The following is a 17,599-nucleotide window of genomic DNA, read 5'->3' as shown; positions in this document are numbered from 1 at the left end:
ATGAATTTAATCCGATTTGCACTTCGCAAACCCATATCCATACTCGTGCTCGTTGCCGGATTATTCTTTTTCGGTATTGGGGCAGTGAGAACGGTTAAGGTGGATATCCTGCCAAAAATGAACATGCCGGTACTTTACCTGGCACATCCTTTTGCAGGTTACACGCCCGACCAGATGGAATCTTACTTTGCAAAAAACTATATCAATATAATGTTGTTTGCCAATGGTGTAAAATCCATTGAAACCAAAAATCTTCAGGGGCTTACTCTAATGAAAGTAAGCTATTATGAAGACACTAATATGGCACAGGCAGCAGCCGAATTAAGTGCACTGGCAAACAGGATACAGGCTATTTTCCCACCGGGGTCACAACCACCGTTTGTTATCCGTTTTGACTCGTCTACGCTCCCTATCGGGCAATTGGTATTGAGCAGTAAGGAACGCAGTAATAACGAGCTTCAGGATTTGGCAAACGTATACGTGCGTTCGTCGTTTACCTCAATTCCGGGCTTATTGTCTCCGGCACCCTTCGGAGGAAGCCCAAGGACTATCGAGATCAATGTAGACCCTGCGCAACTTAGGGCACATAACCTAACGCCAGACCAGGTTGTAGAGGCTATAAGACTAAACAATCAAACAGCACCTCCGGGTAATGTAAGGGTGGGTGATATAAATTATTTGACCCCAACCAATAATACCATAAAGAATATAAAGGATTTTGAAAAAATACCGCTATTTAAAGGCGGAGTTCAAAACCTGTACCTTGGTGATGTGGCTACCGTAAAAGACGGTGCCGATGTTACCACCGGTTATGCACTGGTAAACGGAAAAAGATCAGTTTACATTAATATTGCAAAAGCCGGAGATGCCTCTACATGGGAGGTAGTTAAGAACCTTAAAAAGGCACTGCCTAAAATACAAAGTACCCTGCCGGAAGACGTGAAAGTGAGTTATGAGTTTGACCAGTCGGTATATGTTATCAACTCGGTTAAAAGTCTTATTACCGAAGGAGTTATAGGGGCGGTACTTACCGGGCTAATGGTTATCCTCTTCCTTGGTGACAGGCGTGCAGCACTTATTGTAATCCTTACAATACCAATATCAGTCATATCGGGTGTTTTCTTCCTGAAACTATTTGGGCAAACCATTAACCTTATGTCCCTGAGCGGACTGGCACTTGCCATAGGTATACTGGTGGATGAGAGTACCGTAACCATTGAGAATATTCACCAACACCTCGATATGGGCAAGCCCAAGGCCCTGGCCATTTGGGATGCCTGTAAGGAAATAGCTTTGCCTAAGCTTTTAATATTACTTTGTATACTATCGGTATTTGCTCCGGCATTTACCATGACGGGTATACCGGGAGCCTTATTCTTGCCACTTGCATTGGCAATTGGGTTCTCCATGATTACCTCATTCCTTTTATCACAAACCTTTGTGCCTGTTATGGCCAACTGGTTAATGAAAGAGGGCGGACATGCAAAACACGACCATGCACATTCACATAATGAGAAAGAAGCAGCTGCCGAAAAACAAGCATACTCTGAACGTAAAGATTATGACGATAACGGAAAAATAAGCCGTTTTGAAAAATTCAGAATGGGCTTTATGAGGCTTATTGACAGGCTTATGCCAAAAAGAAAAGCTATTGGAATTGGCTATCTGGTTGGGGTAACAGCTATAGCAGTTATGATACTGGGTGTAATAGGTCAGGATGTATTTCCTAAGGTAAACTCAACCCAGTTCCAGTTGAGGCTTCGTGCTCCCGATGGTACCCGTTTGGAACGTACTGAAGAGAAAGCTATTACGGTGCTCCACGAAGTGGAAAACATGGTAGGGCAGGAACATATAGGTATCTCCTCTATGTATGTGGGGACACACCCGTCGTTATTTTCGGTAAACCCTATTTATCTTTTTATGGCTGGTCCGCATGAGGCAGTACTACAGGTATCGCTTAAAGATTACCATGCCGATATGGATGACTTTAAGGATGAACTTAGGGCAAGAATCAAAAAGGCTGTGCCCGATATGAGAATGTCTTTTGAACCGATAGAACTTACCGATAAGGTATTGAGCCAAGGATCGCCTACACCAATAGAGATACGATTGGCAGGTAAAGACAAAAAGCGCAATGAAGAGTATGCCGAAAAGATTATGGCAAAAATGCGTGATGTAGAATATTTTAGGGATGTACAAATTGCACAGTCTATTCACTATCCGGCACTGGATATTAATATAGACCGGGTTAAGGCAGCACAACTTGGGGTGGATATGAGCGATATTTCACGTTCGCTTATCGCATCTACATCTTCATCGCGTTACACCGAAAAGAACACCTGGATTGACGAAAAAGCCGGATTGGCTTACAGTGTACAGGTACAGGTGCCTTTAGATAAAATGAACACAAAACAGGATATATCTGAAATTCCGGTATTACGAAATTCGGCAAGACCTGTACTTAGTGATGTGGCTACCATTACCGAAGGCGAAACGCATGGTCAGAATGATAATGTTGGGGCTATGCCTTATATCTCCATTACTGCCAATATAGACCATACCAACTTAGGTACGGCCTCAAACGAAGTAAATAAAATCATCGCTTCTCTTGGCGAATTGCCAAGGGGACTCTTTATAGAACCGATAGGACTTAGTAAAGTACTAAGTGAAACTATGGATAGCCTTAGGGTAGGATTACTGGTAGCCATTGTGGTTATCTTCCTTATGCTTTCGGCAAACTTCCAGTCATTTAAAGTTTCGCTTGTTGTACTTACTACGGTACCTGCGGTAGTACTGGGAGCATTATTACTGCTATTGGCAACAGGCTCTACACTTAACTTACAGTCGTATATGGGTATAATTATGTCGGTTGGTGTATCTATTGCCAATGCAGTACTCCTGGTAACTAATGCCGAACAGCTCCGCATGGTTAGCGGTAATGCACTACAGGCAGCAAGAGAGGCAGCATCTATACGTTTAAGGCCTATTATTATGACCAGTGTGGCTATGATTGCCGGTATGCTACCAATGGCTATAGGACACGGGGAAAGTGGTGAACAGGTTTCTCCACTGGGTAGAGCCGTAATTGGCGGACTAATGTTCTCAACCTTTACAGTACTGGTAATCCTTCCGTTAATATTTGCATGGGCACAGGGTAAAGCAAGTACTCAGTCGGTATCACTTGATCCGGAGGATGAAGAAAGTAAGTTTTATGTATCACCATCAGAAAGATAATATGAAAAGATATTCAGTTAAAAACACCATACTATTACCGGGTTTGCTCTTATTAATGGCAGGCTGCGGAAAAACAGATAAGGAAGCCGTTACAGAAAGTAAGGCTCCCGTTTTAGAAACATTTAATTTGCAAAAGGAAATACTTTCTTCAAGTGTTTCCATTCCGGCAGAAATGACAGGTTTTCAATATGTAGACCTGTATGCTAAAGTGAGCAGCTATGTAAAAGACCTTAAGGTAGATATAGGGAGCAAAGTGAAAAAAGGACAGCTTCTTATTGAACTTGAAGCGCCTGAGATTAGTTCGCAACTCGCCGCTGCCGAATCACAATTACACAGTCAGGAAGCAATATATACTGCAAGTAACAGTACCTATAACCGCTTTTTGGAAACCAGTAAGGTAGAAGGTACTATTTCTAAAAATGACCTTGAGGTAGCACTGTCACGCAAAAATTCTGACTATGCTAAACTTCAGGCTGCAAAAGCAGCCTATAAGGAGGTACAGATAATGCAGAGCTATTTACAGATAAGAGCACCTTTTGACGGAGTGGTAACAGCCCGTAACATTAACACTGGTGCTTATGTAGGGCCTGCCGGTAAAGGCTCGGAACTACCGTTACTAACCGTTCAGGATGATAAAAAACTTCGTCTTTCGGTAGCAGTGCCCGAGACGTATGCGGCTTACCTTAAACATGGTGACAGTATAAGCTTTACGGTAAGGTCACTGCCTAACCAAACGTTTAAAGCAAAAATTGCAAGGATGTCGGGCGCGCTTGATGCAAGGCTACGATCTGAAAGGGTGGAGATGGATATTGAGAACAATACTTTATTAATGCCGGGAATGGTTGCCGAGGTAACCCTTCCATTAAAATCTGCAGACAGTACGTTTGTGGTTTCTAAGTCGGCGGTAGTAACCTACAGCGAAGGTACTTTTGTGGTGCAATCGGTTAACGGAAAAGCCCACAGAGTTACTGTGAAAAAAGGAAGAACAGAAGGTGATAAGGTTGAGATTTACAGCGATAGCTTAAAAGAAAATGATAAGCTGGTTAAACTTGCCAGTGAAGAAATAAGAGAAGGTTCAGCCTTGAATTAATTTGAGGCAGGTTGGTTGATTTGGTAAGGGAGCTTCGGCTCCCTTTTTTTATGGTAATTAATTATACATTTTGTTACTAAAACGTATTTTTTTTTGCTTCTTGTTAAAAAGCCACGGAAACCATGCTGATATTAGTAAAATTTTAAACCCTTAACATTTAATTAACTATCTTGCGGGTGAGATTTTACATAAACCATACCTTAAAAATTACCCGCTTTGAAAGAGTTAATAAAAAAAATAGCACCCCTGTTTTTATTATTTCCCTGTATACTGTTTTCTCAGAATATAAGGCATATTTCTGTGTCAGACGGTTTGCCTCAGTCATTCGTTTCGGGTATTGTTGAAGATAAGGATGGTTTTATCTGGGTGAGTACCCATAATGGACTGGCAAGGTATGACGGACATCAGTTTAAAATCTTCCAGAATAAACCTAATGATACTACATCCATTTCGTCTAATTTTATTACCCAGTGTATAAAAGATAAGCATAATAATTTATGGCTTAGATATGATAGTGGCGCCATAGATGTTTTTGATATGGCAAGCCACAAAATAAATCATATCCTTACAACCGATTTTCTGGACTATAACAAACTGGCAATATACAGGAGGGGATGGCAGGCAGCTTCTGATTGTTCTTTTTGGTTTGCAGGTAAAGAAAATACTGTGTTTAACTTTATGCTTCCTGAAAAAGGACAGGAAAAGGCTAAAGTATCACAATATGAATTTAATGACACTACTGTTTTAACCCTAATGGAAGACAGTAAGAAAAACATGTGGGTGTTAACCTATAAAGGGTTAAGCCTATATAATGCATCACAAAAAAAGTTTGAAAAGTTTGAACTTCATTACAACACTGATTTTAATAATAACTTTGACTTTGGTGAAGAGGTTCCGCGAATTACCGAAAGAAAAAATGGTGAACTGATATGGCTGGATAGAAACAATTTATACTTTTTTGATACAACAAAAAAGACATACAGTAAGTTGAGTTTACCCGAAAAAGCTTCCTTTAACGGTAAACTGCTTACCGAAGCGCCCGATGGTAAAGTATATTTTCAGATAAACAAAACAATATACAGCTATGACGATAAACGGGGTATTGAAAAAAGTACTTATATTGATGGTATAAACGATAGGGATACTCAGGCATTACTGGTAGACGGGTCGGGGCTTTTATGGCTTGGGGCTAATACGGGCGGAATATACCAAATAGATTTCCAAATAGACTTTGACGTTTTTAAGTATAATAAAGATTTTGCGGTAGACCTGCTTGAAAAAGAACTGGGAATATCCGTATACAATTTTTTTAATATAAGTGCTACCGACAGGGGGCTTTTACCTCCGGCTTATTATCTTCGCTCGGTACACGATGGTAAAAGAGGCATAACATGGATTGCCATGAACAGAACGGTAGGCTATTTTGATGATTCTGACAAGAAACCGCAAAAACTTCCTGTTCTTCCTACCGAGGTGTATGGAGAATTCATTCCGATAAAAGGGATAACATTATCAAACGATAACAGGCTTATAGTTATAGATGAAGATAACAATATTTATGGCTGTAAGAAAGATATGTCTGGCTGGGAAAAACTATTTACTACTCAACAGGTTAAAAATACATTAGGTTTTATTGCTTATCCTTCAGGCATATTAGCAAGAGATAATAAACTATGGGTTACGACTGAATATAGTGGCTTACTTCATATTGATGTTAAAAAGGGTACTATTGAACATTTTGCAAAAGATGAGCCCAATTCGCTACCTGTAAATAAGCTGTATGGTATTATGCCCGACAGAAAACAGACAAACCTTTTTTGGATTGCAACTTCACAGGGACTTTTAAGTTTTGATAGTAATACCCATAAAACTAAACTTTACTCTGTTGAAGACGGGTTGCCCGATAACATAATCTATTCGGTTTTAACCGATAGTGAAGATTATGTATGGATGGGTACTAACAAAGGCTTGTGTAGGTTTGACCCAAAATCGCTAGAGGTAAGAACGTTTACCGAACGCCATGGGTTACCATGTTATGAGTTCAACAGGTTTCATCAGTTTTCATTTCCTGATGGTAAAATCGCATTTGGTGGTATAGAAAGTGGCGTAGTGTTTAATCCGCTGTCCATAACAAATGATTTATACAACCCCAATACAGCTATAACGGGTATTAAAATTAATAACGAGCCTTTTACAGGGGAGAGTGCTGAAGCCGAAAATACCATTACCAGTATTGACTTGCCTTATAACCAAAACACACTATCGGTAGAATATGCAGCACTTGAATTTAGCCAACCACAGGATATACAATACCGCTATAGGCTAAAAGGCTATGATAATGACTGGATAATTGCAGGTAAAAAAAGAGAAGCTATTTATACAAAAGTACCTCCCGGAAATTATCAGTTTGAGGTAAATGCTACTAATACAACCGGAAAATGGAGTACTAAAATTAAAGCCATTGCTATTAGGATTTCTCCTCCATGGTGGAAAACATGGTGGGCATTTACATTATATATTATTGCGACTGTTGCATTAACCGTATTGTTTATTACTTACAGTATAAAACAGGGATTGGTAAAAAATGAGATACTGCTTAAACAGAAAGAAGCACAACAGTTAAGGGAGATGGATGAGGTAAAAAGCCGTTTCTTTTCTAACATAACCCATGAGTTAAGAACTCCGCTTACCCTCATTATGGGACCGGCTGAGCAGTTAAAAAACATTGATGATAAAAATCAGCAGGAACAGCTATTATCTATTATAAGTAAAAATGCCAATAGCCTGTTAAACCTAACCAATCAGTTACTGGATATTGCTAAGCTCGAAGCAGGCGCTTTGAAACCTTATATGTTATGGGGAGACATTGTTACAGCTGTTAAACAGGTAATTAATGTTTTTAGTGAGGAAGCATCGGCTAAAAATAATGAGGTTGTTTTTGAAGGCCCACAAACAGCCGAATACTTTTTTGCGCCTGATATACTGGAAAGAATACTTTATAATCTTTTATCAAATGCATTAAAATACAGTTATATAGGGGATAAAGTTTTTGTAAGGCTAATTGAGACCGATAGTGGAATAGCTCTTGAAGTCCAGGATACAGGTAGAGGTATTCCAAAAGAAGAACAGCCTAATATTTTTAATAGGTTTTATCATATTGACGGAGAAAAGAAAGAGATAGGTACAGGTATTGGGTTATCATTGGTAAAAGAATTGGTTGAACTGCAGGAGGGTGCAATAACTTTTACAAGTAGTGATACACAACAGAATCATGGTACATTGTTTACAGTTTCACTTCCATACAAAAAGGCGGCTGAAACTGTAACAGCTATACCTGAACTTCAGGTGGTTGAAGATGAAAATACAGAGGCATCTTCAGATAAGCCTGTTATATTACTGGTAGAGGATAATAAGGAGCTTGCAGTATTTATTGAAGGCAGTCTTAAATCTCATTACTATGTGCATCATGCTTTAGACGGGCGTGCGGGGATAGATTTGGCATTGAGTATTATGCCCGATTTGATTTTAAGTGATGTGCTCATGGAAGGTATGGATGGCTTTGAAATGTGTAAGTATTTAAAATCAGATATTAATACCAGTCATATTCCGGCTATACTCCTTACTGCAAAATCAGATTTGGGAAGTAAACTGGAAGGGCTGTCCTATGGTGCAGATGATTATATTACCAAACCCTTTAATATCTCAGAACTTTTATTGCGTATAGAAAACAGGCTTGAACTTCAAAATAAACAACGCAACTTTTTATATAAGCAACTGCAATTATTACCTCAGGAAACCGAACAGGAAATTACTGCGGCAGAAGATCCGTTCCTGCAAAAAATGTATGATGTTATTGATAGCAGGCTGGACGATGAAACCTTCAGTGTGGAAGAACTTGCTTCCTCATTAAACATGAGTAGAACGAGTTTACACCGAAAAATTAAGTCAATTACTAATATGAGTACAGGTGAAATTGTAAAGGTGTACCGACTTAAAAAAGCCGTTTCATTACTTCATGAAAACTACAATATATCTGAAGTTGCCTATAAAACAGGATTTGGAAGTCCGTCGTACTTTACAAAGTGCTTTAAAGAGATATATTCCTTAACACCAACGGAATATATTCAGAAAAACGCAGGTTGAAACAATTGTTACAGCATTTGAAACAATAGTTATACCCTTAAAGTTTAAAAAATGTGAGGTTTACACCATTAACAATTTTTTAAACTTTATTTTAACTATGAGTAAAACTACGTTTTATAAAAATGCTTATTTCTCTATTTCCGGTTTCAAAAGTATTTTCAAATTTTTGATGTTTGGCTTCCTTTTAACAGGAGCATCAAAAATGAATGCACAGCAAACTATTACTGTGTTTGATGAAGTACTCTTTTATGATGGGTATGCAGCGACTGTAGATGAGCCTGTTCCCGATGGGGTATTTCGTTTAAGTAATTCCTGTTTTACACGTAAACTTACAAATGATGAGTTAGCACTTTTTGGAAATACGCTAACTATGAACATTGTTATTAAAGCAGCGTGTGATAATTATGACAGGATAGGTAATGTAAACCTTGCATTGGTTCCAAAAGATCAGGAATCGTATGCTTATGGTGAAGTTGAGCGTGTTGAGCTTGGACGTTACATTACTCCTTTTATGAACAAAAACATCCAGCCAGATGAGGTGCCTTATACATTTGAAATGGATAATGTAGCTCAGATTTTTCAGGATCCGGCTGTTTTAGCTGATTATGATTTATGGATTGAGCTTGAATTGTTTGGAGTTCCTTATGCTGCTAACGAACAGGTTGCGGGTTGTGCTGGCAGAAGTGATGTATTTTATGGTACACTTGAGTTTGTGACTGATGTTGATACAAGCGTTGAATATGGTGATAATTTCTTTTTACCGCTTTCATTTAAATATGCTTTAAGAGACTATACACTTGATGGTACAGATGTGCTTGGTGAAACTGTAAGAACAATCAACTTTACACTGGAGGAAGATGTTCCAAATGCACATTTTTACCTTATTACATCTAATCATGGAGCCAACTCAGGAGGGGAGGAGTATATAAGAAGATGGCATTACATTTATTTAGATGGTGAGCAGGTACTTAGCTACAAACCCGGTGGATTATCTTGTGAACCTTTCAGAGAATATAACACTCAGCCTAATGGTATTTATGGCAATAGTCCGATGACAGCAGCACAATGGGCTTCATTTAGTAACTGGTGTCCCGGCGATAAAATTCCAATTCGTGTTATTGAACTTGGTGATTTAACGGCAGGTGAGCACTCGTTTAAAATTGATGTTCCTGATGCTGTATTTAATGGCGATCAGGGAGAATTTCCTATGTCTGTATACCTACAGGGATTCAGTATGACACTAGATACTGAAGACTTTACCACTATAGACTTTAGCCTTACGCCAAATCCTGTAAATAATATATTAAATATTAATATACAGGAGACTGATGTTGAGAATGTTGTAATAACATCGTTAACCGGACAAACCGTATTTGAAGCTAAAGCGTCAACACTAGACCTTTCTTCACTTCAAAGCGGTATGTATATTATAAAAATACAATTTGCTAATAACCAAACTGCTGTAAAAAAGATAGTTAAGAACTAATTATTGTAAAAACTATTTAGCTTATACAATAATTATTTTTATTTAGTCTAAATAGCTTTAATTTTACAGCCAAAATAACCAAATACCAAATCATTATGAAAATCAACTTTACTAGAAGAGATGCTTTGCGTATCATGCACAAGGCCTCACACTTTTTAAAGAAGAATTATGCCCCATCACTACTGGGACTGTTCTTACTTGTAGCCGGGCAGGTTTCTGCTCAGGAGTATTGTACACCTCAATTTACATCAACTGCAAACCTAAGTTGTGATAATTACAGGCTTAGAAATGTTATAATAGGTGATATTAGTAACGATGTTACAAGTGCTGGCTGTACAACTTTTGATTATCTTTCTTTAAGCACTACACATGCACCGGGAGAAACGGTGGATTTTTCTATTACTATAGGAAATTGGATGTCGTTTGCTATATATGCTGATTTTAATCAGGATGGAGACTTTGATGATACTAACGAGATGCTTTTTGCAGGTCACCCTGAATGGGTTACAGCTATTGAGACTGTTACATCAACTTTTGATATTCCTACTGATGTTACCACTGGCTCATACCGAATGAGGATAGTGAGCATATGGGGTGATAATGCAGATAATCCTCCGGTAGGTGAAGGTCAGGCATGTGCTACTTTTGTTAGAGAAGGTAACGGTAACTACCATGACTATACTTTGGTTGTGGGTGAGGCTGCTGCTACTTATAACGAAGCTGTTACAATTATTTCAGGATTTAACCATGACATTATTGCTAATGGAGTAGGTAACGCATCTGAAAGTACAGATATGAGTTTTGATCAAACCAATACACGTGCATTGGTATCATTAGATTTTCAGGCTACATCAGGAGCTACATTTCCTACTTATGGCTTACCTGCAGATGGAGTTGTAAACAGTGCCACTACCACTGATGTTACTTTCCAGCTAGCAGATTACTCGGGTAATAATGCTTTATTCCTTACACCTGATTATGTAGGTACGGGAATAAACACCGGAACACTTGAATTTTCGGCTCAAAATGTAACCGATGTATATTTCCTTGCAGCTTGTGCGGGTGGCGGTATGCAAACACTACCATTTACCGCTACTGTAAACTTTAGTGATGCAACCAGCCAAATGGCTTCACTTACTGTAAACGACTGGTACAATGGTACCGGTACTGCTATACAGGGTATAGGAAGAATAAATACTAGTAATAACAATCTTGAAGGTGATGCTACAAACCCAAGGCTTTATGAAATAGCCTTAGCAATAGATGAAGCTAATCAGGAAAAAACAGTTACCGGTATTACTTTTACTTTTAATGGAGACAGTACTGCAGAGTGGGCAAGTGAAATACGTATGTCGGTACTTGCAGTAAGTGTAACTGCTACAGAGGTTGTTAACTCAGGAGAATGTGTATTTACTCCGTTAACATTAACAGGATTTAATCATGATGTCGTTGCCGAAGGCACGGGCGGAGATGCTAATGATAAAACTACACACCCTGTAGATGGTGCTAATGCATTTTATGCTCAGGATTTTGTTCCTACAAACCCTCACAGTTCGGGTGCTAGTGCTGCTGCCTATGGCGGAGGTCTTCCAAATGATGGCTTAATATCAAGCAGCGCTACAGAAGGTTTAACTTACCAGTTAGCTTCTTATACCGAAAATAACGGACTTGTATTAAGAAATACTACCAGTAATACGGGCACACTTGAACTTACAGAGCAGAAAAAAGCAGAAAAGGTATACATCGCCTGGGTAAGTGCTGAAGGATCTAACAATGTGGATGTTCAGGTTAATTTTACCGACGGTACTTCACAAATATTTGCAGGTCAAAATGCTACCGACTGGTGGTCTACAAGTCCTGATGCTGCTACGGTTGCAATGGGAAGTATAGGTAGGATATCGGTTATCACTACAGCGGGTTGGGCACCCTTAAACAGTTTTAGCGGACTTACACAAACCCAGCTTTTCCAAACAGAGTTTACGCTTGATGAAGAAAATCATAATAAGCTTATCAGCTCTATTGAATTTACTAAAGAAACATCTGCAAACCCGGCAGCAACTACCGCTGTAATTGCAATTAGTATTTGCGAAACACAGTCGGTTACTGTAGAACCTTCAGTAGTAATCACTACTCAGGATGAAGTACTTCCTGAAATTACTGTAAACGAAGGTACACTTCAGTTAATGGCTGCTGTTACTCCAGAAGAGGAAACTGTAGTTTGGACTGTAGAGCAGGGAGCTGAATATGCTTCTGTTGATGAAAACGGACTTGTAACTGCGGTTGCAGACGGTAATGTGGTAGTGAGAGCTACACTTTCTTCTGATGAAACAGTATACGACGAAATCGAAATCACAGTTTCTAACCAAAATATTGATGTAACAGCTGTTGAAGTTGTTGTTGAAAATGATGCAGAAGCGACTATCACTAATGAAAACGGAACCCTGCAGCTTTTAGCAGTAATCACTCCGGAAGATGCTACAGTTACCGATGTTACATGGAGCGTAGAGGCAGGTACTGATTTTGTATCTGTAGACGATAATGGTCTTGTAACAGCTCTGGCTAACGGTACTGCTACAGTGAGAGCTACATCTGCAGATAATACTAATGTTTACGGTGAACTGGAAGTGGTTGTTAACATTGAAGCACTTGGTACAATTGATTTTAATGCTACCACATTTACGGTATATCCTAACCCGGTATCATCAACATTATACATTAACGCGAACAGTAATTTTAACGAGGTAAAAGTATACAATATGCTGGGGCAGGAAGTATATACTGCTGCTACTGGCGAGGTTAACTTACAGGATCTTCAGGCGGGCTATTATGTTGTAAAAGTAAGTTTTGATAACAATACTACTGCTACAACAAAAATACTTAAGAACTAAACCTTAACTAAATTATAGCTGTGTAATTCAGTATCCCTTCAGGTTAAACAACCTGAAGGGGCTGTAGCACAGTGATATTTCATTTTCAGAAATGAAAACTATAACGAACATAATTAACTACAAACTATAAAATCTTATGAAAAAGATAGCAGGAAATTTATTCATGCTTTTCATGCTCTTTACAGCCATGAGCGGTTATTCGCAATTGGCTCAGGAAGGGTTTGAAGATACCTCTGTCTGGCCACCTACAGGCTGGAATATTTACAATAATGGAGTTGGGCCTGTACAGGCATGGAAGAGAAGTACATTAGGTAATACTGTATTACCTCCTTACGAGGGGAGTTATGCAGCATTTATTGATAAAGAAAACGTAATTGGAGATGTACCGGCACAAGACTGGCTGGTTACATCACTGGTATCACTACCGGTTAATGCACAGTTACGATTTTTCTCAAGGTTAAGTCTTAACGGAGACGATGGTGGTTTATACCGAATAATGATCTCTACAGATGCAGATCCTTCAAATTTATCTGCATACACTCAGGTTGAAGAATGGACTGAGCTGGAAATAAACCCAACTCAGCAGGAATATAACGAAATAGTGGTATCGCTTTCAAGCTTTGCTGCCGCAACAAATGTTTATATAGCTTTTGTTATGGAAGGTGATGATGCCGACCGTTGGTTGGTGGACAATGTTTCGGTTACAGAAGAATGTGTTGCTCCAACTGCTCTTGCAGCAAGTAATGTTGGTACAGAAACTGCCGACCTGTCTTGGGATGGTGGTCTAGCCGGTGAATGGGAAATAGAAGTACTTCCTACTGCCGATGTTCCTACAGGTACAGGTGTATCGGTTACCGGAACTGCAGAGTATAATGCAACACTTCTTACAGAGAATACAGATTATAAGTTTTATGTAAAAACAGTTTGTGAGTTAAACGTAAATGAGAGCGACTGGGCAGGACCTTTCTTTTTTACTACGGTAGGCTTAGGTGATACCTGTGCTGCTCCAATTGAAATTACATCATTGCCATACTCTGTTACAGATAATACTTCGAATTACGGAGATGATTACAGTGGTTCAGCAGGTTCCTCAGGTTGTGGCTCTACTTCTAGTTATTTAGATGGAGATGATGTTGTATATGCTTATACACCTGCCTCTGATGGTGTAATAAGTTTAGATTTAGATGATTTAGGTACTTATGTAGGTGTATTTATTTATGATGATTGTGCCGATATTGGTAACAACTGTTTAGAAGGTGTAGTATCTGGTTTTACTTCACAGCCACTTTCACTTTCAACAGTTGCTGTAACAGGGGGTACTACTTATTATATTGTTATATCTACATGGGCTTCACCACAGTCAACGCCTTATACTTTAACGGTACAACAGGTAAACTGTCCTCCTCCTACAGGGCAAACAGCTTCAAATATGGGCTTAGCCTCTGCCGATCTTACTTGGGATGCTAACGGTTCTACTTCATGGGAAGTAGTAGTACAGGAAGAAGGTGAAGGTATACCGGCAGGAGCAGGTACAACAACTACTGTGAGTACAAATTATAATGTTACTACAGAATTTGACAGTACTCCATTAGCATCAGCTACAAATTATGAATACTATGTAAGGGCCGATTGTGGCGATGGTACTTTTAGTACATGGTCGGGTCCTTTTGTATTTAGTACAACAGTTTGTGATGCTGCAGATCAGTGTACTTATACTTTTATCCTTACCGATAGTTATGGTGACGGATGGAATGGTAATACCATAAGTGTACTTCAAAATGATGTTGAGGTAGCAGTATTAGGCCCTGGTTTTACAGGATCTGGACCTTATGAGGTTGCTGTACAGGTATGTAATGATATGCCTATCGAAATTTTCTGGAATTCAGGAGGTAGTTATGCTTATGAAGTAGGACTTATTGCCAGAAACGGATTCAATCAGGATTTCTATACTAAACCTGCTGGAACGGGTTCTCAAAATACCTCATTATATACAGGAACTGTAGATTGTGACGAACCATTATGTTTAGCACCAGTAGGTGTTACGGTTTCTAATGAAACAACTACAAGTGTTGATTTATCTTGGAATGATGTTCCGGGATCATATGAATATTTCTATGTAGAGGCTGGCGAGCCGGCACCAACAGCAACAGATGCCGGTACTCCAACTACAGAAACTTCGGTTACTATTACTGATTTAGATCCTTCTACAAACTATGATTTTTATGTAAGATATGTTTGTGCAGATGACTCCCTTACTGAATGGGCTGGTCCTACAAGTGCACATACTAATGTTTGTGACCCTGCAGACCAGTGTATATTCACTTTTGAGATGACAAGCGAAGCCGGAACGGGCTGGCAGGGTAATACTATGACAGTTTCTCAGGGAGGTGTAGAGATTCAGGTAATAGGTTCTAGCTTTACCTGGGGTGCATCGGCAACGGTAGATATACCGCTTTGTCCGGATGTTGATATTGAGGTGTTTTGGAACACATCGGGTTCTAACCCGGCAGATAAAGGACTTATTATTTACAGTCAGTATGAAGATATTTACTCAAAACCGGTAGGTTTAGGAGCACAGGGTACGGTAGTGATTGCAGGTACGGTTTCATGTGACGAACCTACATGTCCAAAACCACAAAATATAGAATTGGTAGCGACTACTTCGTCATCAGCTACATTTAGTTGGGATGAAATGGGAGGTGCCGGTACATGGGAAGTATGGGCACTTCCTGCAGGATCACCTGCGCCAACTGATGCAGGAGAGGAAACAACTGAAAATCCGCATACTGTTACCGGACTTGATTCGGCTACAGAATATGTATTCTATGTAAGAGCTAATTGTGGTGATGCCGATGGGTACAGTACATGGACAGGTCCGTTTAGCTTTATTTCAGCTATTGAGAATGATGAGTGTGACGGAGCAGTAATAGCTCCTGTAAATACGACTGATGAATGTGTTGATTTTACAGAAGTATCATTCTTAGGAGCTACCGCATCTACAGAGCCGGTTTGTACCGGTGTTAACGGTGGAGATGTATGGTATGAATTTGTAGCAGGAGACCCAACACATATTATAACCCTTAGTAATTTTGAAGTAGGTAATGCTTCGGCTCAGCCATTTGTACTTGCTCTTTACGAAGATTTTTGTGGCGATGCACTTGGAGAACCACTATACTGTAGCGAGAGTAATGCTATTAATGCATTAGGATTAACAGTAGGAGCTACTTATAAAGTAAGGATTTCCCTTAACTCAACTACACCAAACAATTCACTTCATGTAAGTGATCTGTGTATTACAACTCCTAATACTAATGGTAACGGAGCTTCACAGTGTTTGGTAACTACCATCAACTCTGATTTTGAAGAGCCTGTATTTGATTTAGGAGGGTGGGCTATGTTCCATCAAAATGCAGTACCGGGCTGGAGAACAACAGCTACAGATGGTATGATAGAATACTGGGGCGATGGCTTTAACGATGTGCCTGCTTACAGTGGTAACCAGTTTATTGAGCTTAATGCTAACCAGGTAGCAGGTGTATACCAGGATTATGTTGCACCTCCGGGAACTGTTTTTGAATATGGTTTTGCTCACCGCGGGCGTATGGCTGTAGAGACCTGTCAGCTTAAAGCAGGTCCTCCGGGTGGACCATATCTTCCGGTAGGAGATCCTGTTTCTACAGGTACTAGTGACTGGAGTTACAATACAGGTACTTATATTGTTCCTGCAGGTCAGGATGTAACACGTTTCATTTTTGAATCAGTTGCTACAGCTGGTGATCCAACAATAGGTAACTTCCTTGATGCCATTACATTTAATGCTAACACAGGTATTGTTACGCCAAGCCCGCTTGATATAGACTGTTCTGATCCGGTAGCTAATATTGAAGCTATAGGTGGAGGTACATGGGTAGCTTATGATACTAACCCTTCTTCAACTGTAATTGAAGACCCTAACAGTAATGTAACTACAATTACAGGATTTACAGTTCCTGGTGATTATTATTTTGAATGGTCTACACCTTTCTGTAACAGTACACTTGTGATAACCTATTCAGGAATTGATATTCCTACTCCGGTTGTTAGTAATGTTACCTACTGTGAAGGTGCAGTCGCTACAGCTCTAACGGCAGAAATACTGGAAGGATATACTATTAACTGGTATGATTCGGAAGACGGAGTGGCGCTTACTGAGGCTCCAACGCCAGATACGTCTGTTGCAGGTACAACTACTTACTATGTAAGTCAGTCTAACGAAAACGGATGTGAAAGCCCTCGTGCTGCTATTGAGGTATCAGTTATCACTATACCGGTTGCAGATACAATGGACGATGTTTTTGATTGTGATGCTTTCGTACTTCCTGCGCTAAGCGAAAACAATAACTATTATACAGGACCTAATGCTACAGGCGATATGCTTGCAGCCGGAGATGAACTAACAGAGGGTCAGACTGTTTACATCTTCGCTCAGGTTCCTGGTACAGAATGTTCAAACGAGAGTAGTTTCGTTGTAAATATTGTTCCAACACCTATAATAAGCGTTAGCCAGGGTTGTGAAGGCGGAACTTATATGCTTGAAGTAGCTCTTGATGAAAATTATACAGAAGGTACTGTTACTATTGACTGGACTGATGCAGATGGTGCTACTATAGGCACTGATTTAACGGCTATTGCTACAGAGGCTGGTGTTTACACCGTGACTGTAACACCGGTTGGAGGCGATATTTGTCCTTCATCGTTTGAACTTACTGTTGATAATGT

At 39.6% G+C, this 17,599-nt stretch carries 6 protein-coding genes; all 6 read left to right on the top strand.

Annotated features, from left to right (window positions below; genetic code table 11):
- A complete protein-coding gene (locus Q763_RS14450; protein WP_035135581.1) occupies positions 1-3,234 on the top strand; it encodes an efflux RND transporter permease subunit in 3,234 nt (1,077 codons plus the stop codon).
- A 1-nt stretch (position 3,235) separates the two neighbouring features.
- Positions 3,236-4,324 carry an efflux RND transporter periplasmic adaptor subunit gene (locus Q763_RS14445; protein WP_035135579.1) on the top strand — a complete coding sequence of 363 codons (1,089 nt, stop codon included), beginning with the start codon at positions 3,236-3,238 and terminating at the stop codon, positions 4,322-4,324.
- A gap of 216 nt (positions 4,325-4,540) precedes the next feature.
- Positions 4,541-8,467 (top strand): hybrid sensor histidine kinase/response regulator transcription factor, encoded by a 3,927-nt coding sequence (locus tag Q763_RS14440; RefSeq protein WP_035135577.1) that lies wholly within the window; start codon positions 4,541-4,543, stop codon positions 8,465-8,467.
- Between the two features lie 97 nt (positions 8,468-8,564).
- The gene (locus Q763_RS14435) at positions 8,565-9,953 is read left to right on the top strand and encodes a peptide-N-glycosidase F-related protein (protein WP_084596081.1); all 1,389 of its coding nucleotides are present in this window, start codon (positions 8,565-8,567) and stop codon (positions 9,951-9,953) included.
- Positions 9,954-10,048: 95 nt separating this feature from the next.
- Complete coding sequence (locus Q763_RS14430; protein WP_035135575.1) at positions 10,049-12,841, top strand: Ig-like domain-containing protein; 2,793 nt, start codon at positions 10,049-10,051, stop codon at positions 12,839-12,841.
- Between the two features lie 136 nt (positions 12,842-12,977).
- A partial coding sequence (locus tag Q763_RS17570; protein ID WP_084596080.1) for a fibronectin type III domain-containing protein occupies positions 12,978-17,599 on the top strand: 4,622 nt, incomplete at its 3' end.

The organism is Flavobacterium beibuense F44-8 (assembly GCF_000769915.1).
Classification (GTDB): domain Bacteria; phylum Bacteroidota; class Bacteroidia; order Flavobacteriales; family Flavobacteriaceae; genus Flavobacterium; species Flavobacterium beibuense.
The sequence above is the reverse complement of the archived record's forward strand: the minus strand, read 5'-3'. Positions and strand labels throughout refer to the sequence as shown.